At 74.1% G+C, this 20,097-nt stretch carries 18 protein-coding genes; 7 read left to right on the forward strand and 11 right to left on the reverse strand.

The window, feature by feature from the left end; all coding sequences use genetic code 11:
* Nucleotides 1-40: 40 nt before the first annotated feature.
* From GD970_RS12460 to GD970_RS12475, 4 genes are read right to left on the reverse strand one after another with little or no spacing between them, the layout of a single operon-like run.
* Nucleotides 41-1,729: an FAD-binding oxidoreductase gene (locus GD970_RS12460; RefSeq protein WP_152203226.1), complete on the reverse strand. Its 1,689-nt coding sequence runs from the start codon at nt 1,727-1,729 to the stop codon at nt 41-43.
* Nucleotides 1,726-2,469, reverse strand: a complete 744-nt coding sequence (locus GD970_RS12465) for a lysophospholipid acyltransferase family protein (protein ID WP_152203227.1) — start codon at nt 2,467-2,469, stop codon at nt 1,726-1,728. The genes GD970_RS12460 and GD970_RS12465 overlap by 4 nt, the downstream gene beginning before the upstream one ends.
* Nucleotides 2,466-3,308: an SDR family NAD(P)-dependent oxidoreductase gene (locus GD970_RS12470; RefSeq protein WP_152203228.1), complete on the reverse strand. Its 843-nt coding sequence runs from the start codon at nt 3,306-3,308 to the stop codon at nt 2,466-2,468. Before GD970_RS12470 ends, GD970_RS12465 begins: the two co-directional genes overlap by 4 nt.
* Nucleotides 3,305-5,572, reverse strand: a complete 2,268-nt coding sequence (locus tag GD970_RS12475) for an HAD-IB family hydrolase (RefSeq protein ID WP_152203229.1) — start codon at nt 5,570-5,572, stop codon at nt 3,305-3,307. Before GD970_RS12475 ends, GD970_RS12470 begins: the two co-directional genes overlap by 4 nt.
* 285 nt (nt 5,573-5,857) lie before the next feature.
* Here GD970_RS12475 and GD970_RS22595 point away from each other — a divergent pair, with 285 nt between their 5' ends.
* The 6 genes from GD970_RS22595 to GD970_RS12505 all read left to right on the forward strand — a co-directional run bounded on the left by GD970_RS22595 (nt 5,858) and on the right by GD970_RS12505 (nt 10,613).
* A complete protein-coding gene (locus GD970_RS22595; RefSeq protein WP_152203230.1) occupies nt 5,858-7,228 on the forward strand; it encodes a hypothetical protein in 1,371 nt (456 codons plus the stop codon).
* 154 nt (nt 7,229-7,382) lie between these two features.
* Nucleotides 7,383-7,673 (forward strand): WXG100 family type VII secretion target, encoded by a 291-nt coding sequence (locus GD970_RS12485; RefSeq protein ID WP_152203231.1) that lies wholly within the window; start codon nt 7,383-7,385, stop codon nt 7,671-7,673.
* Between the two features lie 136 nt (nt 7,674-7,809).
* Nucleotides 7,810-8,724, forward strand: coding sequence for a universal stress protein (locus tag GD970_RS12490; RefSeq protein WP_152203232.1), 915 nt, complete (start codon nt 7,810-7,812; stop codon nt 8,722-8,724).
* 68 nt (nt 8,725-8,792) lie between these two features.
* Nucleotides 8,793-9,710 carry a DUF4031 domain-containing protein gene (locus GD970_RS12495; protein WP_152203233.1) on the forward strand — a complete coding sequence of 306 codons (918 nt, stop codon included), beginning with the start codon at nt 8,793-8,795 and terminating at the stop codon, nt 9,708-9,710.
* A gap of 159 nt (nt 9,711-9,869) precedes the next feature.
* Nucleotides 9,870-10,145 carry a dsRBD fold-containing protein gene (locus GD970_RS12500; protein WP_152203234.1) on the forward strand — a complete coding sequence of 92 codons (276 nt, stop codon included), beginning with the start codon at nt 9,870-9,872 and terminating at the stop codon, nt 10,143-10,145.
* Nucleotides 10,146-10,331: 186 nt separating this feature from the next.
* A complete protein-coding gene (locus GD970_RS12505; RefSeq protein WP_152203235.1) occupies nt 10,332-10,613 on the forward strand; it encodes a dsRBD fold-containing protein in 282 nt (93 codons plus the stop codon).
* Between the two features lie 19 nt (nt 10,614-10,632).
* On the opposite strand, the gene GD970_RS12510 is transcribed toward GD970_RS12505, so the two are convergent.
* The 5 genes from GD970_RS12510 to GD970_RS12530 form a co-directional block, all read right to left on the reverse strand.
* Nucleotides 10,633-12,420 carry a cellulase family glycosylhydrolase gene (locus tag GD970_RS12510; RefSeq protein WP_152203236.1) on the reverse strand — a complete coding sequence of 596 codons (1,788 nt, stop codon included), beginning with the start codon at nt 12,418-12,420 and terminating at the stop codon, nt 10,633-10,635.
* 232 nt (nt 12,421-12,652) lie between these two features.
* Nucleotides 12,653-13,429: a maleylpyruvate isomerase family mycothiol-dependent enzyme gene (locus tag GD970_RS12515; protein ID WP_152203237.1), complete on the reverse strand. Its 777-nt coding sequence runs from the start codon at nt 13,427-13,429 to the stop codon at nt 12,653-12,655.
* Nucleotides 13,426-14,286 carry a fumarylacetoacetate hydrolase family protein gene (locus GD970_RS12520; protein WP_152203238.1) on the reverse strand — a complete coding sequence of 287 codons (861 nt, stop codon included), beginning with the start codon at nt 14,284-14,286 and terminating at the stop codon, nt 13,426-13,428. The genes GD970_RS12515 and GD970_RS12520 overlap by 4 nt, the downstream gene beginning before the upstream one ends.
* Nucleotides 14,283-15,398, reverse strand: coding sequence for a cupin domain-containing protein (locus GD970_RS12525; RefSeq protein WP_152203239.1), 1,116 nt, complete (start codon nt 15,396-15,398; stop codon nt 14,283-14,285). The genes GD970_RS12520 and GD970_RS12525 overlap by 4 nt, the downstream gene beginning before the upstream one ends.
* 14 nt (nt 15,399-15,412) lie before the next feature.
* Nucleotides 15,413-16,747, reverse strand: coding sequence for an FAD-dependent monooxygenase (locus GD970_RS12530; RefSeq protein WP_152203240.1), 1,335 nt, complete (start codon nt 16,745-16,747; stop codon nt 15,413-15,415).
* A 123-nt stretch (nt 16,748-16,870) separates the two neighbouring features.
* Here GD970_RS12530 and GD970_RS12535 point away from each other — a divergent pair, with 123 nt between their 5' ends.
* Nucleotides 16,871-17,647 carry an IclR family transcriptional regulator gene (locus tag GD970_RS12535; RefSeq protein WP_152203241.1) on the forward strand — a complete coding sequence of 259 codons (777 nt, stop codon included), beginning with the start codon at nt 16,871-16,873 and terminating at the stop codon, nt 17,645-17,647.
* A 147-nt stretch (nt 17,648-17,794) separates the two neighbouring features.
* Here the strand turns inward: GD970_RS12535 and GD970_RS12540 are convergent, their stop codons facing one another.
* Together GD970_RS12540 and groL are read right to left on the reverse strand one after the other, a co-directional pair.
* Nucleotides 17,795-18,061, reverse strand: coding sequence for a hypothetical protein (locus GD970_RS12540; RefSeq protein ID WP_152203242.1), 267 nt, complete (start codon nt 18,059-18,061; stop codon nt 17,795-17,797).
* Nucleotides 18,062-18,275: 214 nt separating this feature from the next.
* Nucleotides 18,276-19,904 carry a chaperonin GroEL gene (gene groL / locus GD970_RS12545; protein ID WP_152203243.1) on the reverse strand — a complete coding sequence of 543 codons (1,629 nt, stop codon included), beginning with the start codon at nt 19,902-19,904 and terminating at the stop codon, nt 18,276-18,278.
* Nucleotides 19,905-20,097: the final 193 nt, after the last annotated feature.

Consider the following 20,097-nt stretch of genomic DNA (forward strand, 5'->3'; position numbering starts at 1 on the left):
GACCGAGCTCACCGCCGGCGCCGCAGCACCGGCGGCCCGCTCACCACTCCCGCTGGGCGGGGATGAGCGTGCCCGGGTTGAGGTTGCGGCCCGGGTCCACCCCGCGCAGCAGCGCGACCATGACGTCCGTGCCCGCCTCGGAGATGTCCTCCTCGAGCCAGTGCGCGTGGTCGGTGCCCACCCCGTGGTGGTGGGAGATGGTGGCGCCGGTGTCGACGAAGGACTGCTGGACCGCGCTCTTGACCTCCCAGTAGCGCGCGAGCTGCTCCTCGACGTCGTCCGTGCCGGGCGGGAAGGCGAACGTGAAGTACAGGCACGCACCGGAGTGATAGCTGTGCGAGAGGTGGCACATGATGAAGCCCTTGACCCCGAGCCGGTCGAACGCCTCGCGGGCCGCGCGCACGGTGCCGGAGTAGACGTCCATGAGCCTCGACCACGGCATCGCCGTCTCGGAGACGTCTGCGAGGCCGCCGACGTCGAGCAGGAAGTCGCGGATGTAGGGGGTGTCGAACTTCTTCTGGTCGTACAGGGCGCCGGGGCCGGTGCCGAGCTTGATGCCGCCGTGCGCCTTGACGATCTTGCCGACGATCGCCTTCTCGCGGGCCACGCGCTCCTTGCCGCCCTCGTAGCCGATGTAGGACAGGCACGCCTGCTCCAGGTCCCAGCCACGCCGCTCGAGGACGGCGAACAGGGCCTTGGAGACCTTGCCCTTGATCCCGCGGCTCTTCTTCTGCGTCGCGAGGGAGAACTGGGTCTCGTTGGCGTCGGAGACGCGGGTGACCGACGGGGCGGCGTCGGAGGCCGCGATCTCGGCCATCGCGGCCAGCCCGGCCGCCCAGGTCGGGAACAGGTAGGCGATGATCTCGCGGTTCTCCGGCAGGCGGTGGACGTTGACCCACGCCTCGGTGATGACGCCGAGCCGTCCCTCGGAGCCGAGGATCATCTCGCGCACGCTGGGGCCGGAGGAGGTCGAGGGCAGCGGGCGCAGCACGACGACCTTGCCGGGCTGGACCATGCGCAGGCCGCGGGTGATGTCGGCGATGTCGCCGTACTTGTCCGACTGCATGCCCGAGGAGCGGGTGGCGATCCACCCGCCGAGGGTGGAGTGGCGGAAGCTGTCGGGCTGGTGGCCCATGGTCCACCCGCGCGCGCCGAGCTGGTCCTCCAGGTCCGGGCCGAGCACGCCGGCCTGTACCCGGGCCAGCCCGGCGGCCTCGTCGACCTCGAGCACCCGGTTCATCCGGCCCAGGTCGAGGGAGACGACGACGCGCTCCTCGTCGGCCGGCGGGGTGAGGGAGCCGGAGATGTTCGACCCGCCGCCGAAGGGGATGAGGACGGCGTCGGCGGCGACGACGGCGTCGACCACCGCCCGGACCTCGTCCTCGTCGCCGGGGTAGACGACGACGTCGGGCACCCGGGGCAGGTGGCCGGCGCGGATCTTGACCAGGTCGGCCAGGCCCTTGCCGTAGGTGTGGACCACCCGGTCGAGGTCGTCGGTGACGAGGTAGTCCTCGCCGACGGCGCGGCGCAGCGTGGTGGCCAGCTCGTCCCCCAGCCGGGTGGCGGGCACGGCGATGTCGTCGAAGGCCGGCGGCGGCGTGCCCGGGGCGTGCAGGTCGATGCCGACCTTGTCCAGCACGAACGGCGCCAGCTTGGGCTTGTCCTCGTGGTGGAAGGCGACGCCCTCCACCCCCCAGCCCCACCACTTCTGGTGCGTGACACCGTTCACGAAGCCTCCTCCTGCCGCTTGTTCTGGGGATGGTTCGATCCGCCCTGCGGCCCGTCGGCGAGCACGTAGGGGGTCTGCATGGTGAGCATCGTGGCGACGCGGGCCTGCACGCGGGCGTTGAAGTCGCGGGCCTTCTCGCCGGGGTGGGGCCGCATGGGCCGGCCGATGAGCATCCGCACCGGCGGGCGGCCGGGCACCGGCCAGGACCGGCCCACCGGCATGGCCTCGGCGGTGCCGAGGAGCGCCACGGGCACGCACGGGACGTTCTGCCCCACGCACAGGGCGGCGGCACCGGGGGTGAAGCGCTTCATCTGCCCGTCCCGGGAGCGGGTGCCCTCGGGGAAGATCAGGATCGGCACCCCGGCGGCGAGCAGCCGGGCGGACATGCCCTTGCCGCGCCCGCCGCCGGTGCGGTGCACCGGGTAGGAGTTGAAGAACAGCGAGGTGGGCGCCTTCACCCACCACTGCTTGTAGAAGTAGTCGGCCGCGGCGGCCACGGCCAGGTGCGCGGTCAGCCGGCGCGGCAGCCCGGTGACGATCAGGGTGGCGTCCAGGTGGCTGGTGTGGTTGGCGACGACGACGAACGGTCCGCCGGCCAGCCCGTCGAGGTTGTCGGTGCCCTCGACGCGGACGTCGGTGGTGGTGCGCACCACCGAGCGCAGCACGAGGCGCTGGGCGAGGAACCGGGCCCACCGGTGCCAGCGCGCCCGGTAGCGGCGCAGGCTCATCGGGGCGCTCATCGCCGGCTCCGCGAGAGCTGGGCGGTGACCCGGCGCACGGCCGGGCGCGGGCCGTGCTCGGCGAGGAACGCCAGCACCGCGAACCGCTTGGACGGCACCGAGCGCAGCCGGCCCTTCTCGACGTCCTGGAGGCACTCGGCGACGACGTCGTCGGCCTCCAGCCACAGCCCGCTGGGGATCGAGCTCGCCCGGATGCCGGCCCGCTCGTGGAACTCGGTGCGCACCCAGCCGGGCAGCAGCGTGGTCACCCGCACCCCGGTGCCGGCCAGCTCCAGCGCCAGGCTCTCGGAGTAGGTGCGCACCCAGGACTTGATCGCGGAGTACATCCCCATGGGGATCAGCCCGGCCACGGAGGAGACGTTGATGATGACGCCGTGGCCGCGGGCGCGCATCGCCCGGCCCGCCGCGCCGCCGAGCACGAGGACGGCGCGGACCATGAGGTCCAGGGCGCTCTCGTGCTCGGTGGTGTCGGGGTCGAGGAGGCGCACGTGCACGCCCCTGCCGGCGTTGTTGACCAGGACCTCCACGGGGCTGTCGGCGTCCTCGAGGCGGGCGGCGACGGCGGCGACGTCGCCGCGGTCGGCCAGGTCCGCGCGCAGCGTCTCGACGTCGACGCCGTAGCGCCAGCGCAGCTGCTCGGCGGTCTTGTCCAGGCGGGCCGCGTCCCGGGCGACGAGCACGAGGTCGCAGCCCCGGGCGGCCAGGGCGTGGGCGAAGGACAGCCCGATGCCCGAGGTGCCGCCGGTGATGAGCGCCCGCCCGCGCAGCACCGAGTCGCCCGGCGGCACGGCGCGGCGCGCCCCCACCGTCGGACCTCGCTGTCCGGTTCCCGTGCTCATCGCCTCTGCGCCCCCTTGATGCTTCGCAGGACCGGGGAGAGCCGGCCCTCCGCGGTGGTGGTCCAGGTCAGAACGGGCCAGCGCCGCGACTTGGCATAACGGTAGAGGCTGGCGTCCGGGTTCACCGCGTGCGGGTGCCCGACGACCTCCAGCCAGGACCGATCGGCATAGCTGTCGCCGTAGGCGTAGGAGGCGCTGAGGTCCAGGCCCTCCTCGCGGGCGTAGCGGCGCAGCCACGCCGCGCGGGCCTCGCCCACCAGCGGCGAGGCGGCCAGGTGCCCGGTCCAGCGCCCGTCCGGGCCGACCTCCATCTTCCCCGCCTCGATGTGGTCGAACAGCGGGGCGAGGGGCTCGACGAAGACGTCGATCTCCCCGGTCAGCAGCACGGTGCGGTGCCCGGCGGCCCGGTGGGCCGCGACCCGGCGCAGCGCCTCCTGCAGCAGCCCGCGCCGCAGCGACGGCGTCACCCGCTTGGTGACCACCTCGCGCAGCTCGGCCTCGCTGACGCCCTCGTAGCGGCGCATGAACTGGCGGATGAAGTCGCCGCGGTCGCGGCGCTCGGCCTGGAGGTAGCGCGGGCCCAGCGCGACGAGGTTGGCCAGGGAGGCGGGCCAGCTCGTCGCCGGCTTGGCGGCCAGCTCGACCCACAGGTACTGCTCCACCAGCGTGGCGGCGGCCACGGTGCGCTGCAGGTCGAAGACGGCCACGACGTCGGTGCGCTCGGTCAGCTCCGCCGGCGCCGTCGGCGAGGACGCCCCGCCCCGGCTGCGCATGAGCCCGGGGACGTTGGGGATGTGGATCTCCTGCAGGTACCGACGCCAGTCGATCTCGGTGACGTCGAAACCGTGGGCGTCCTGCCGCTCCGCCGGCAGCGCGGCGTGCAGCTCGCGCAGCCGGGCGTCGTCGAAGATCACCTCGGTCTGGGTGTAGGGCTGGTAGAGGTTGGTGAACTTGCGCAGCGTGCCCAGGTCGCGCCGCGCCCGGTGCAGCCCGGAGATCCACTTGCGGGTGCGGGGGGTGGCGGGCAGGCGGCCGACCGCGCGGTCGGCGAGCTCGACGGCCTTCTCCCGGCGGCGCAGCGCCCGCTCGACGGCGCCGGTGTGCGGGAAGGACCAGGCCGGCACCGCCACGTGGGCGCCCTCGGCGTCGGTGAGCGGGTTGGCCTTGAAGTACTCGCGCACGAGCCGGACCAGCTGCCCCAGCGGCAGCGGGTTGGTCAGCCCGGAGGAGACCTGAAAGTAGTTCGCCCCGCCCGGCGCCGGCGGCGCGGCGGCCGCGGCGAGGATGGCGTTGACGACGAAGTCGACCGGGATGACGTCGAGGACCGTGTCCGCGAGCGCCGGGAACTCCGGCAGCATGCCGCGCCCGTAGGCCGCGATGAGGGGGTCGGCGACCTTGAACCCGTCGATCCAGCCCGGGTAGGGGTGCTTGAGGGCCGACTCGATGATCGTCGGGCGCACCACGGACAGCCGGTGGCCGGCGCCGGCCCACAGGTCCTCGGCCACCCGCTCGCCGAGCGCCTTGGTGAAGGTGTAGACGTCGGTCCAGCCCAGGGTGTTCGCGCGGGTGCGGCCGGCCTCGACGAGCTCGTGGCGCACCCACTCCTGGCGGGCCTCCTCGGCAGCCTCGGCCACGGCGCGGGCGCCGGCCCGGCGGTGGGCGGTCTGGGCCTCCGCCAGCAGCTGGCGCAGCACCTCGGGGCGGCGCGAGGCGGCCTCGGCCTCCTCCCGGGCGGTCAGCGCGTAGGCGAACTCGCGCTCGCGGTCCACCTCGTGGTCCAGGGCGCGCTCCTCGACCACGCCCTTGCGCAGCCCGGCGACGTAGCAGGTGGAGACGTGGACGACGTGCGGGTCCGCCCCGGTGGCGAGCAGCGCCTGGTACAGCGACAGCGGGCCGCCGACGTTGGCGGTGAACGCCTCGTCGATGGGCAGGTCGAAGGAGACCGTCGAGGCGGAGTGGATGACGACGTCGACGTCGTCGGGCAGCGGGGGCAGGTCGCCCAGGTCGCCCTCGAGCACGGTGACGCGCTCGCGGACCGCCTCCGCGGCCGCCTCCTCGCCCACCGCCTCCCGCCAGGTGCGGAACGCGGGCTTGCGGAGGAGCTTGTCGATGCGCATCTGCGCGGTGAGGTCGCCGCGGGGGCGGACGAGCACGCTCACGCGGGTGCTCGGGTAGGCGGAGAGGATCTTCTCGAGGACGGCCTGGCCGACGAATCCCGTGGCGCCCGTCAGGAGCACATGCGCCCCGTCCAAGGATGATGACATTCCGCTGACAATACCGGGGATCGGTGCCCGTACCCGACACCCTTCCGTGGGCCGGGCCGCGATCGCCGTCGCACGCCGGCGTCGCCGTCCGGTCCCGCTGCCGGGTGCCGGCATCGCCGTCGGGGTTCGGGCCGCCGGGCCCTCAGCATCGCCGTCCTGCCTCGCCGGGCCCCTCCCCCGTGAGACCCGCCACCCCGCACGACGCCGTCCCCATCCGTATTTGATTCCCTGCGGGGTCGGTCTACGCTCGGGGCTCTGGACACGAACCGTCAAGGGAACGGAGCCATGGGCGTCACCGACGTACCACAATGGTTGCCCTCCGCCTTCGTCCGCAGCGTCCTCGCCGTCGGTGCCACCGCGCCCCGCGAGGAGATCGAGGAAACCTGCAGCAGGCTTCTCGCGCGCTGGCAGGAGCCGGACCGCCACTTCCACAACCTCAAGCACCTCGTCGACGTCCTCGCGCGCGTCGACGAGCTCGCCGAGGAGACCCACCACCCCGACGTCGTCCGGCTCGCGACCTGGTACCACGGCGCCGTGTTCAGCTCGACGCCCTCCAAGGCCTACTCCCGCAGCGGCGGCGAGGACGAGGTGGCCTCCGCCGAGCTCGCCACTACCGAGCTCGCCGCGCTGGGCGTGCCCGAGAAGGTCACCGCCCGGGTCGCCTACCTCATCCTCAACCTCAAGCGGCACGACGCCGACCCACGCGACATCGACGCCCTCGCCCTGTGCGACGCCGACCTCGCTGTGCTGGCCGCCGACCCGCAGCACTACCGCTCCTACCGCAAGGCCGTGCGCGAGGAGTACGCCCACCTGCCGCTGCGGCACTACCTCGAGGCGCGGATGGCGATCGTCACCAAGCTCCTCGCCCGGCGGCAGATCTTCCTCAGCCCCCTCGGGGAGCAGTGGGAGGACAGCGCCCGGGAGAACCTCCACGCCGAGCTCGAGCGCCTGCGCGGCGAGCTCGCCGTGCTCGGCACCCCGGCGCCCGGCGACTCCGTCACCGAGGCTGAGGCGGCGCACGGGCTGGTCGCCGCCGAGGCGGGCCCGGGCAAGCGGGTGACGGCGGAGGCCCACCCGCTGGTGGTCCGCCCCCACGACCTCGGCCCGCTCTCCGCGGCCACACCGGCCTCGACCGCCGGGCGCGGGCCCGAGGCCGCCCCGGCCGCGGGCACCCCGGTCCCCGGCGCCGGCGCCGCCGTCGTCCCCGCCCGGGTCGTGCCGAGCGCCGTGACGCCCGCTCGCGCCGCCACCCCGGCCGAGACGGGCCGGACGCCGGCGGAGCCGGTGTCCTCCCTCGAGGCCATGCCGGACGATCTCGACCAGCTGGCGCCCCGCCAGCTCGACGACGCCCCGGCCGCGCGCCGCGCCGTCGCGCAGAGCTCCCGCGACCGGATCGAGGAGGCGGTGCGCCAGGCGCGCGCCGAGCGCGAGCGGAGCCAGCGCGACCGGCTGGCCGGCATGCGGGCCGAGCGCGAGGAGGCCCAGGCAGCCTTCCGCGAGCGCCGCCAGGCCCGCTCCGCACCCTCGCCCGACACGGCCGAGCCGGACGGCGACCGCCCGGCCGCGCCGCCCGTGGCGGTGCCGCCCCAGCACGGCATGGAGCGTGAGCCCGAGCTGCTCGAGCCGCGCCGCAAGCGGGACAAGCGCCCGCGCTGACCCGGGGGCCCGGGCGCCGGTGGCGCCGCCGCGGCGTCGTGCTGCTGGCGGGTCCACAGCCGTGCCCCGCCTCGGGGCGCGCCGTCCCGGTGCACCCCTAGCCTCGCCGACGAGAGCGCACCGCGGGAGGTGCGTGCGAGCGAAGGAGGCAGCCATGGTGCGCTACCAGGTCGACAGCGCCGAGGTCGCCCAGGCGGCGGCGCAGACGCGCGCCACCGCGGGCACGATCCGGGCGGAGGTCGCCGCGATGCTCGGGCACCTCGGCCAGCTGCAGGGCAGCTGGACGGGCGGCGCGTCCGCCGCGTTCGGCGCCTGCGCCGACCAGTGGCGGGTGGCCCAGGCGCAGGTGGAGGCCGCGCTCGAGCAGATCACCGGCGCGCTGGACGCGGCGGCGCGGACGTACGCCGACGCGGAGGCCAGCGCCCACAGCCTGTTCTCGGGATAGGGCTCTGGACCTTCGCCCCTTTCCAGGGCCGGGGCCGCGCGGGAGACTGTCGGCACAGACGGTCGACGGCGACCGCCGGCGGCGACACGGTCGCCGCCCACCGGTGGGCCGCCGTCCTCGCGAGAGGGGTCCCGCCATGTCGTCCTCGTCCATCCCCGCCCCCGCCCCGCGGCCGGCCGCCACCCCCCACTCGGCGAGCGGCGTGATCGTCGGGTTCGACGGGTCCGACCTGGCCCAGCAGGCCCTGGCGTGGGCGGCACAGGAGGCGGTGCGGCGAGCCGCGGGCCTCCACGTCGTCCAGGTGCTCCCCGACCTGTCGCTGAGCGCCGCCTACGGGCTCTTCGCCGAGGAGCAGCCGCGCCCGACCGGGGACTCCGACGTGGCGCAGGCGGCGGAGCAGATCCGAGCGGCACACGAGGGACTCGCCGTCACGTCGGAGTTCCTCCTCGGGCGTCCTGCGCGCGAGCTGGTGCGGGCCTCGCTCGGCGCCGCCCTGGTGGTCGTCGGCGCCCACGGGCACGGCCGCCTCACCGGCAAGCTGCTCGGGTCCGTCTCCCAGCAGGTGGCGGCCCACGCCCACAGCTCCGTCGTGGTGGTGCGCGGCGGCGAGCACCGCACCGGCCCGGTGGTGGTGGGGGTCGACACCTCCCCCGGCGCCGCGACGGCCCTCGACTTCGCCCTCGCGCACGCCGCCCGGAGCGGGGCACCCGTCCTGGCGGTGCACGCGGCCTACGAGGAGCCGGGCCTGCCGCTCAACGTGCCCCCGGGCTTCTGGGTCCGGTCGGAGGCCGCCGCACTGGAGGAGGAGTCGGAGGCCACCGCGGCCGTCGTCGACCGGGCGGCGGAGCGTTACCCCGACGTCAGGGTCACCCTCAACAGCCCACGCGAGCACCCGGTCGAGGCGCTGCTCCGGGCGGCGCCTGACGCGGCCCTGATCGTGGTGGGCAACCGCGGCCTCGGCGGGTTCACGGGGCTGATGCTCGGGTCGGTGAGCCAGGGGGTGCTCAGCACCGCCGAGTGCCCGGTCGCCGTGGTGCGGACCGCACGCTGAGCAGAGCTGCCGGCACGCCGCGGCGGTGCCGCCTCGGCAGCCCCGGCGGTGCGCCGTAGCATCGCGCCGTGGCCATCCTCGTCGACCCACCACGCTGGCCCGCACACGGGACCGTGTGGGCGCACCTCGTCTCCGACGCCTCGCTCGAGGAGCTGCACGCCTTCGCCCGGGCCGCGGCCGTCCCGCCGCGGGCCTTCGACCTCGACCACTACGACGTGCCGGTCGAGCGGGTTCCCGAGCTCGTGGCGGCGGGCGCGGAGCCGGTCAGCGGGCGGGAGCTGCTCGCCCGGCTGCGGCGCTCCGGGCTGCGGGTGCGCGGGGCCGACCGGCCGGGCGAGCGGGCGCGTCACCGCCGTGACGACCTGCCCCGCCGCTGGACGTCCATCCCGCACGAGGCCGACGCGGCCACGTGGGACGCGCTCGGGGCCTCGCTGCTGGCGCGGTGGACCGAGCCGCACCGGCGCTACCACGACGACGCCCACCTGACCGACGTCCTCGAGCACCTCGACGTGCTCGCCGCGGCCGGGGCGACGGTCACCCGCGCGGTCGTGCTCGCCGCCTGGTTTCACGACGCCGTCTACGACGGCGCGCCGGGCGCGGACGAGGAGGGCTCGGCGCGGCTGGCCGACGCCTGGCTGGCCGATCACCTGCCGGCCGACGAGCGCGCGGAGGTCGTCCGGCTCGTCCGGCTGACCGCGAGCCACGCCCCGGCGGCCGACGACGCCGCGGGGGCCGCCCTGTGCGACGCCGACCTGGCGATCCTCGCGGCCTCGCCGACCCGGTACCGGCGCTACGCCGCGGCCGTCCGGGCGGAGTACGACCACGTGCCCGAGCCTCTGTTCCGCGCCGGCCGCGCCGAGGTGCTGCACGCCCTGCTGGCCCACGACCCGCTCTTCGCCACGCCGCAGGGCCGGAGCCGGTGGGAGGACGCGGCGCGGCGCAACGTCGCCGCCGAGCTCGTCCGGCTCACCGGCGAGCCGGGCTGACCGGACGCCCGGGGGCTATCGCCACGACGGCGCGTGCGTCCTTGGGCCGCGGCCACGACGGCGCGTCCGTCCTTGGGCCGCGCCGGTGGGTGCCGGCGGGTATGGACGCCGTCCCGCACGCGCCGGACCATGGTGGGAACCGGCGAAGGAGCGTGCGTGATGAGCGAGACGAGCAACGAGACCTGGAGCATCGCGATCGACGTCGTCATCACCGGCGACAACGGCACCGCCCACGCGGTGCTGACCAAGGAGGACGGCCAGCGCGTCGAGGGCTACGGCCGCGCCCGCCGCAACCCCGACGACGAGCCGCACCCGGAGGTCGGCCAGGAGCTGGCCACGGCCCGGGCCCTGCGCGACCTCGCCGACCGGCTGCTCAAGGCCACCTCCGACGACCTGTCGCGGATCGAGCACCAGAAGATCCGGCTGGCCCGCTAACCGCGGGAGCACGGCCAGCCAGGCGCTCCCGACGCGGGCGTGCCCGGCCGAGCAGGGGCCAGCCGAGCCAGCAACCCGGTCGGCGATCCGAGCGGGAACGACCGACCAAGGTCTCTGGACGCCGTCGAACCCGGTGCCCGACGATGGAAGGGCGACAAGGCCGTCGCCCGCGAGAGGAGACCCGTCATGGCTCACACGTGGAACGTCCGGATCCAGCTCTTCACCGCCGAGGAGGTCCGTTCGGACGAGCCGATCACCACGGCCCACGCCGTCCTCACGACCTCCGCGGGCGGCACGCTGGACGGCTACGGCCGGGCCCGCCTCAACCCCGACGACCAGGACGTCCCCGAGATCGGGGAGGAGCTGGCCGCCGCCCGGGCGCTGCGCGACCTGGCCGACCGGCTGCTCCGCACCACCTCGGACGACCTGGCCGCCATCGAGCACCACAAGGTCCACCTCCACCCGTAGCCGGAGGTGCACCGGCGGGTCAGCGGGCGCCGACCAGCCCCGCGGCCCGGCGCCGCAGCTCGCGCCCGAGCACCCGGTGCAGCGGCTCGTTGGGCTCGGCGGGCGGCGCGTCGGCGCCGAGGTACAGGCCCATCTGGGCGCCGTGGTACTCCCAGTAGGCGAAGCTGAGGTCGTGCTCGTCGAGCAGGGCGAGGACATCGGCCACCCACCCGTCGCCGCCCTTGCCCTCCATCTCGAAGGCCTGGCGGACGACCCCGAGCTCCATCACCGACATCGGCACGTCGTGCTCGGCGCCGAACCGCACGTGCTTCATCAGCTCGTGCTCGAGGAGGGCCTTGTCCCGCGGCAGGAAGCCGTCCCCCGCCGCCCCCGGGGACGCGGCGTAGACGTCCAGCCGCAGGCCCACCGTGCCCGGGACGCCGTCGCCGTCGAGCTTCACCCCCTCCCCGCGCATGTGCCCGAGGATCCGGTACCGGTTGCCCGGCACCACGGGGAACAGGTGGCGGTCGTTGCTCCACCCGGCGACGGCGTCGTCGCCCCCGGCGTCGCCGACGGACAGGCTGGCGCCGTCGTCGAGGCCCACGCCGGTCTCGCGGGCGAACCGGGCCGGCACGCCGCCGCTCTGCCAGCTGTACCAGGCCACCGTGCCGTCGGCGTCCAGGGGGTCGTCGACGATCTGGCGCAGCTCGGTGCCGTCGGGGCCGTACTCGATGACGCGCACGCCGTCGACGTACGCGGTGCCGCGCATGCCGCCCTGGGCCACGACCATCGGCATCGCGGCGACGGCGGCCTCGTCCGCCACCTCGACGGGCCCGCTGTCGTAGACCTGCCACCCGGTGGTCCCGCTCGGTAGCGAGGGCGTGACGATCCGGCTGTCGAGGAGCAGCTGCCGCGGGCCGGTGGCCACGATGGCCTGCGGGTCGGGGTAGGCGCCGCCGTCCTGGACCGGGCCCTCGACCCAGGTGGCGTACTGGTGGGTGTAGGCGACCGGCTCGTAGAAGTGGAAGTCGTAGGCGACGTTGTCGTCGTCGACGAGGAAGTGTGCCTCGGCGGGATCGATGCCGTAACGGCCCGCCACCCCGTAGAGCCCGCCGACGATGAGCAGGTGGTTGTCGTCGACCGCGCGCACGGCGGCGACGAGATCGCGGGCGAGGTCGCGCCACTGCTGCCCGGTCTCGTCGACGGTGACCGGCTCGTTGAGGAGGTCGTAGGCGGCGATGGCCGGCTCGTCGGCGTAGCGCGTGGCGACCTCGCGCCACAGGTCGACGTTGCGGCGGCGCGCGTCGGGGTCCGTCCACAGGTCGAAGCTCACCCGGTCGCTGGTCGGGTCGAGCCAGAAGCTGTCGACGGGGGTGTGCAGGTCGAGGATGAGCCGCAGCCCGTGCTCGCGCGCCCAGGCGACGTTCTGGTCCAGCCAGTCCCAGAAGAGATCCGGGGCGTCGGCGTGCCAGTCGCCGTCGATGGCGAAGCGGATGCTGTTGAAGCCCAGCTCCCGCACCCGGGCGAAGTCGGCCGCGGAGTGGTGGGCCGAGGAGAGCAGGTCCGCGCCGGCGAGATCGCGGTGGTAGAAGTTCGAGAAGTTCACCGCCTTCAGGCGCACGCGTTCCTCGCCCAGGACGAGGTGGCGTCCCTCGGCCCGGACGAAGCCCTCCGGGTCGGTCGAGGTGAGGGCGTCCGGCGTCCGGCTCGGTTCGGGGGCGCTGCGGGTGCTCTCGGTGCACGCGGCGAGGGCGAGGAGCGGGATGGCCAGGAGCGCGCCCCGCAGACGGGCCAGGGCGGACGGGCGGGGCGGGCGGGTCGGCTGCACGGTGGGACCTTTCGCCGTCGACGGGTCCGGCGCCCGGACGGGGACACCTGTCGCCCAGGCTAACCAAGGCCACCGACACCGCCCAGGGGTCTCGGCCCGCAGCGACCGGCCGGCGCGTGCGGGGCATCCCCATGGCTCCCGGCGCGAGGCCTGCCGGCACCGGGCAGCGACCCCGGACGCGGGACGGCCGGGCAGGTCCGCAGACCCGCCCGGCCGTCCCCTTCCGCTCCGGTCAGAACCAGCGCGGGATGTCCGGGATCTCCCCGTCCGAGCCGGTCAGCCGCCGCGCGCCGCGGCCGGTCAGCCATCGCACGAGGTCCGGCAGGGCGCCGGACACGGTGGGGCCGCCGTCGCCGATGACCACCGGCTCGCCCCCGGTGGGCGCGAGCGTGAGGTCGACGCGCTCCTCCCGCCGGGCCCAGGAGCGCTGGACGTCCGCGAGCAGCTCGGCCAGCAGGTCGGGCGGGAAGTCGTGGAAGCTCCCGCCGTTGTCCAGGTCGACGGCGTGCACCCACACCTCACGAGTGCGCATCCACGCCGTCTCCCGCGCCGGGACCAGCCGGCCCTGGGCGGTGCGCACCTGGGCGTCCCACCCGGCGTCGGTCAGGTCGCGCCACTCGACGTTCAGGTGCACCTCGGCGTGGGCGAAGAGGTTGCGCAGCGCCCGCGCGGGCAGGGTGGCCCCCCGCTCGATCTCGGCGTTGCGCTGCTCGGTGGAGGCGTACATGGGCGTCTCCACCCCGGTGCGCGCCCACTCGACCAGCCGGGTCAGCGCCCGGGCGTTGTAGCCCACGTGGGCCACCAGGTGCGCCCGGGTCCAGCCGGGCAGCAGGCTCGGCTCGTACAGCTCGGCGTCGGTCAGCTCGTTGAGCTTGCGGGCGAAGTACGCCGTCCCGCGCCGGGCCCAGGCCAGCTCGCGGGCCGGGGCGGCCGGGGAGTCGTACCGCGCCCCGGCGCCCTGGCGCTGGCGCAGGGCCTCCCGGGCGGCCTCCTCCGAGGTCACGCTCATGCCCGGGCCGCCTCCCCCGCCGCCGCGACCGCGTCGACCTGCTCGGCGACCGCGACGTTGACCAGCTCGCCGATCCCGTCGATCGTCGTCGTCAGCGTCTGCCCCGCGCTGATGTAGCGGGCGGGCTTGCGGGCGTGGCCCACCCCGCCGGGGGTGCCGGTGGCGATGACGTCACCGGGGTTGAGCGTGAAGATCGTGGAGATGTAGCGCACCAGGTCCACCGCGTTGAACACCAGGTCGTCGATCGGGGTGCGCTGGAGCTCCTCGCCGTCGAGCCGGGTGACCATCTGTGCGTCGGCCGGGATCTCCTCGGCGGTGGCCAGCACCGGGCCGAACGGGGTGCTGTTCTCCCACGCCTTGCCCTGGAACCATTGCGGGGACCGGTACTGCCAGTCCCGCATGGTCACGTCGTTGAGGACGGCGTAGCCGGCGATCGCGGCCTCGGCCTCCTCGGCGGAGGCCCGCCGCACCGTCTTGCCGATGACGACGGCGAGCTCGCCCTCCCAGTCGATCTTGTCCGACTCCGGCGGGATCTGGATCTCATCGCGCGGGCCGATGAGGGCCTCGGGGAACTTCGTGAACAGCGTGGGGTACTCGGGCAGCTCGCGCCCCATCTCGAGGATGTGGTTGCGGTAGTTCAGCCCGACGCACACGATCTTGCCCGGCGCCGGCACCACCGAGGCCAGGTCGGCGCCGGCGAGGTCGTGGCGGGGCCCGTCCGCGGACGCCGCGGCCTCCAGCCCGCCGGCGCGCAGCAGCTCGCCGACGTCGGCGTGCCCGGTCTCGACGGCGGTGTCACCGTCCACGCGGACGGCTACGGTACGGCCCTCGGACAGGCGCAGGGTGGCAAGCTTCATCGGTCTCCTCCGTCGACGTGGACGCGGTCGAAGTGCAGACGCTCCATGATCGGGGCGTCCGAGAATCGGAACAGGTCGAACTGCTCCTCGGCCTGGAGCGACCACGGCACCCACGACGGGATGACGAACAGGTCGCCCTTGTCGAGCTTGTGCTCGGTGCCGTCGAGCACCACGGAACCGTGGCCCTCGAAGACCTGGAACACGCTCGAGCCCACCTCGCGGCGGGTCGGCGTGGCGGTGCCGGCGCGCAGGCGGTGGAACTCCGCCCGGATCGTCGGCATGACGTCGCCGCCGGTGGTCGGGTTGACGTAGCGGACCGCGGCGTGGCCCTGCTCGACCGTGGCCGGCTGGCCCTCGTCCTCGAGCAGCAGCTGCTCGGTCAGGGCCCGGTCGGTGTGCTCCCACCGGTAGGCCCCGATCGGGGAGGACACGGTGTTCTGCAGGCCGGAGAGCGGGCGCAGGCCCGGGTGGCACCACAGCCGCTCGCCGCGGGAGAAGTTCGGGGTGGCGTAGTCGGTGACCCGCTCGGAGCCGAACTCGAAGAAGCCGACGTCGTTGGCGTAGGAGAAGGGGATGTCGAGGCCGTCGATCCAGGCCATCGGCTGGTCGGTCTCGTTGTGGTGGCCGTGGAAGTTCCAGCCCGGGGTGAGCAGGAAGTCCCCGCGGGACATGCGCACCGGGTCGCCGTTGACGACCGTCCACACGCCCTCGCCCTCGACCACGAAGCGGAACGCGTTCTGGGAGTGGCGGTGCTCCGGCGCCGTCTCCTTCGGGCCGAGGTACTGGATCGCCGCCCACAGGGTCGGGGAGACGTAGGCCCGGCCGGGCAGCCCCGGGTTGGCCAGCGCGATGGCGCGCCGCTCGCCGCCGCGGCCGACCGGCACCAGGTCCCCGGAGCGCTGGGCCAGCGGGTACAGCGTGGACCAGCGCCACACGTGCGGCACCGCCTTGGGCTGGGGGTGCATGGGCATGAGGTCGTCGATCTGGGTCCACAGCGGGATGAGGTTCTCGGCCTCGAAGTCCCGGTACAGCTGCGCCAGCTCGGGGCTGTCGCCCTGGGTCATCTGGTTCTGGACCGACGCGTGGTCGATCGGCTCGTCGGTGGTGGTCATCGTTGATCTCCTCCTCAGGCGTGGGCGGGGGTGCGGGTGGTCTGGTCCGCCGGGGCGGCGGCGGGGGTCGCCGGGGCGGGCGCGGCGGGAGCCGGCTCGACGGCGGCGGCCGGCTCCGCGACGACGGCCGGCTCCGCGACCGGCTCGGCGGCGGCCGCGGCGTCGTCCTGCACGGGACCGTACAGCCAGTCCACGAAGGAGTAGTCGTGGACGTCGCGGCTGCGGAAGACCTCGTCGCGCAGGATCATCGGCACGTAGCTGTCGACGTGCCAGATGTCGCCCCAGACGCGGGCGGTGGACTGGACGTGGCCGGCGAAGGCCACGCGCTCGTCCTCGTACTGGCGCAGGGCGCCGGCGAGCGCCTCGCCGTCCCAGCTGCCCTCGCCGAGGGCGGGGAGGGCGGTGGCGAGGGCGGCGCCGTCGAGCAGGGACTGCCCGGCGCCCTGGGCGAGGTACTGGAGCATGGCGTGCGCGGCGTCGCCCAGGAGCGAGACGCGGCCCTTGGTCCACGTGGAGATCGGCTCGCGGTCGAACATGGGCCAGCGGTTGTTGCGGTGCAGGGACGGGATGGCCACGCGGACCGACTCGCACATCTCGGAGTAGGTGCGGTCGAGCTCCTCGGGCGTGCCCCAGTCCTCCTTGCCCTCGAGGTACTCCTGGCTGCGGAAGACGGCGACCTGGTTGTACAGCTTGCCCGCGCGCACCGGGTACTGGACCAGGTGCATGCCCGGGCCCATCCAGACGACGACCTCGTCCATGGACATGCGCCGGTCGACGTCCTCGACGGGCACGGCACCGCGGTAGGCGACGTAGCCGGAGCAGATCGGCTCGTCCTGGACGATCTCGCGGCGCACCCGCGAGTGCAGGCCGTCGGCGCCCAGCAGCAGCTCGCCGGTGTGCTCGGCGCCGTCGGCGGTGCGCACGACGACCCGGTCGCCGTGGTCCTCGACGTCCTCGACCTTGGCGCTGGTCTGCAGGGTGATGTTCTCCTCGGCCTGCGCGGCCTCGAGGAGGGCGTTGAGCAGGTCGGAGCGGTGCAGGACGATGTAGGGCGCGCCGTAGCGCTTCTCCGCGTCGGCGAGGTCGAGGTGGGTCAGCTCCTCGCCGGTCTTGGCGTTCATGAACACCAGGCGCTTGGGGAAGACGGAGAGCGGCGCGATCTTGTCGAAGACCCCGACCTCCTTGAGCATGCGCGTGATGTTCGGGGCGAGCTGCAGGCCGGCGCCCACCTCACCGAACTCCGGCGCACGCTCGAGCACGCGCACCTTCACGCCGCGGCGCGCGAGCATGAGGGCCGCGCCGAGGCCACCGATTCCTCCACCGGCCATGATGACCTGGTCTGTCGACATGAGTGCCTCCTCCTCGAGAGCGCGGGGTGGTCGACCGGGCAGACGTCGTGACGGCCGCCACAAGGTTGGTAGGACTTTAGGCACAGGCTTCCACTGAACGCAATAAGCCGCTACCTTCGTTCCGTGCAGCAGAAAAGTGATCCGTACCGCATCGAGGCGGTCGACCGCGCCCTGACGCTGCTGACGCTCCTCGCCGAGCGCGGCACCCTGAGCGTCACCGAGGCCGGTCGCGAGCTCGACGTCGCGGCGTCGACCGCGCACCGCCTGCTCTCCACGCTCGCGCACCGCGGGTTCGCGGTCCAGGGCGACCGGCGCCTGTACCACCCCGGCCCTGAGCTGCTCGGGCTGGGCCGGACGACGGCGGCTCCCCCGCTGCCCGAACGGGCCCGCCCCTACCTGGAGCACCTCTACGCCGAGGTGGGCGAGACGGTGCACCTCATGGTTCGCGACGGCACGGAGGTCCGCTTCGCCGACGGCATCGAGGGCACCCAGCCGCTGCGGGTGGGCCTGCGCACCGGCGCGCACATGCCGGCGTACTGCACCTCCGGCGGCAAGGCGATGCTCGCCGACCTCGACGACGCCGCGGTCGACGCCCTCCACGCCGGCGGCCTCACGCCCTGGCCCGGGGAGCAGATCGACGACCTGCCGGCACTGCACCGCGAGCTCGCGGTGGTGCGCGCCCACGGCTACGGCCTCAACCACGACGAGAGCGAGCCGGGGGTGACGGCGATCGGCGCCTCGCTCGGCGTGATCGACGGCGAGCACGCCGCCCTGACCGTCGCCCTGCCGACCGCGCGCTTCGCCACCGTCGACGCCACCGCGCTGGCGGAGCACCTGCTGCGGGCGTCCCGGCACGCGCGCCGGGCGCTCACCGGCGCCGGGGACGCCAGCCCGAACTGACCCCTCGCCGTCGAGAGCGGCTGCGCGACGCGGAGCCACGCCGCGCGCCGCAGGCTCCCGTCCGAGAGGTCGGCGGGCCCGCCGCACCGTGACGACGCCCGGTGAACACGTGGGTCGCTGGAGTTCAAGCCCGGGCGACGACGCCGGTCAGCCGACCCGCGCCGCCCGGCGGCGCGCCAGCTCCTCGGCCGCGTCGGCCTCGGCGCGGCGCTGCAGCCGACACCGCGCCATGGCCTCGGTGGCGGCGGCGAGGCCGGCGCGCACACCGGACCGCACGAGCACCGCCCGGCAGATCGTCACCTCGGACAGCACCGCCCCTGCACAGCGCCGTCCCCGGAACTCCTGCACGAGCCGCTGGCCGACCTCGAGCAGGTCCCTCCGCTCGTCCACCACGCGCATTGCCGTGTGGCCCATCTGCAACCCCCCAGTCGCGCGGCCGGCTCTCTCCCGCCGGCCGCCTCCACTATGACCCGACCAGGGCGACAGATGTCGCGAATCCGGCACCGTCTCACCTGATGAAAATCTGGGGGGACGCCAAGGGGCCCGGGGACGCCGAGAGGCGGCACCCCGTCCGGGATGCCGCCCCTCGTCTGTGATCAGTCCTGGCGGCTGGCGCCAGGGGCTGGGCTCAGAAGCCCATGCCGCCCATGTCGGGCTCGCCACCGCCGGCCGGCGCAGCGGCCTTCTCCGGCTTGTCGGCCACGATGGCCTCGGTGGTGAGGAACAGGCCGGCGATGGAGGCCGCGTTCTGCAGGGCAGAGCGGGTGACCTTCACCGGGTCGTTGACGCCGGCGGCCAGCAGGTCCTCGTACTCGCCGGTGGCGGCGTTGAGGCCCTGGCCCGCGGGGAGGGAGCGCACCTTCTCGGCGACGACCCCACCCTCGAGGCCCGCGTTGATGGCGATCTGCTTGAGCGGGGCGTCCACCGCGACGCGCACGATGTTCGCGCCGGTCGCCTCGTCGCCCTCGAGGGAGAGGTTGACGAACGCGTCCTTGGCGGCCTGGATGAGGGCCACGCCACCACCGGCGACGATGCCCTCCTCGACGGCGGCCTTGGCGTTGCGCACGGCGTCCTCGATGCGGTGCTTGCGCTCCTTGAGCTCGACCTCGGTCGCCGCGCCGGCCTTGATGACGGCGACGCCGCCGGCCAGCTTGGCGAGGCGCTCCTGGAGCTTCTCGCGGTCGTAGTCGGAGTCGGAGTTCTCGATCTCCTTGCGGATCTGCTGGACGCGACCCTCGATCATGTCGGCGTCGCCGGCACCCTCAACGATGGTGGTCTCGTCCTTGGTCACGACGACCTTGCGGGCGCGGCCGAGCAGGGACAGGTCGGCGTTCTCCAGCTTGAGGCCGACGGTCTCGGAGATGACCGTGCCGCCGGTGAGGATCGCCATGTCCTGCAGCATCGCCTTGCGGCGGTCGCCGAAGCCGGGGGCCTTGACGGCCACGGACTTGAAGGTGCCGCGGATCTTGTTGACGACCAGGGTGGCCAGGGCCTCGCCCTCGACGTCCTCGGAGATGATCGCCAGCGGCTTGCCGGACTGGATGACCTTCTCCAGCAGCGGCAGCAGGTCCTTGACGTTCGAGATCTTCGACTCGACGAGCAGGATGTAGGCGTCCTCGAGGACGGCCTCCTGACGCTCCGGGTCGGTGACGAAGTAGGCGGAGAGGAAGCCCTTGTCGAAGCGCATGCCCTCGGTGAGCTCGAGCTCCAGGCCCAGGGCGTTGGACTCCTCGACGGTGACGACGCCCTCCTTGCCGACCTTGTCGAGCGCCTCGGCGATGAGCTCGCCGATCGCGTTGTCGCCGGCGGAGATGGCCGCGGTGGCGGCGATCTCGTCCTTGGTCTCGATCTCCTTGGCCTGCTTGAACAGCTGCTCGGTGACAGCCTCGACGGCCTTGTCGATGCCCCGCTTCAGGGCGATCGGGTTGGCGCCGGCGGCGACGTTGCGCAGCCCCTCCTTGACGAGGGCCTGGGCGAGCACGGTGGCGGTGGTGGTGCCGTCACCCGCGACGTCGTCGGTCTTCTTGGCGACCTCCTTGACGAGCTCCGCACCGATCTTCTCGTACGGCTCGTCGAGCTCGATCTCCTTGGCGATGGACACGCCGTCGTTGGTGATGGTGGGGGCGCCCCACTTCTTCTCCAGAACGACGTTGCGACCCTTCGGGCCGAGGGTGACCTTCACGGTGTCGGCGAGGGTGTTGAGACCCCGCTCCATGCCGCGACGGGCCTCCTCGTTGAAGGCGATGGTCTTGGCCATGCTTCGATCCTCCACTGATGGCGGGTGTGGCTGACCAAGCGCCCGCGACGGACGACCCGGGCGCCGCCGGTCATGTCCCGACGACTCCCTGGCCTCGCCGGCCAGCCGGTAGTTCTTGTCACTCTCACCGGGAGAGTGCTAACTCGATATTGGCACTCTCGTCCGGTGAGTGCAAGGCCCGCCCGGGACTGGT

The sequence above is a fragment of the Georgenia thermotolerans genome (assembly GCF_009193185.1).
GTDB lineage: Bacteria > Actinomycetota > Actinomycetes > Actinomycetales > Actinomycetaceae > Georgenia > Georgenia thermotolerans.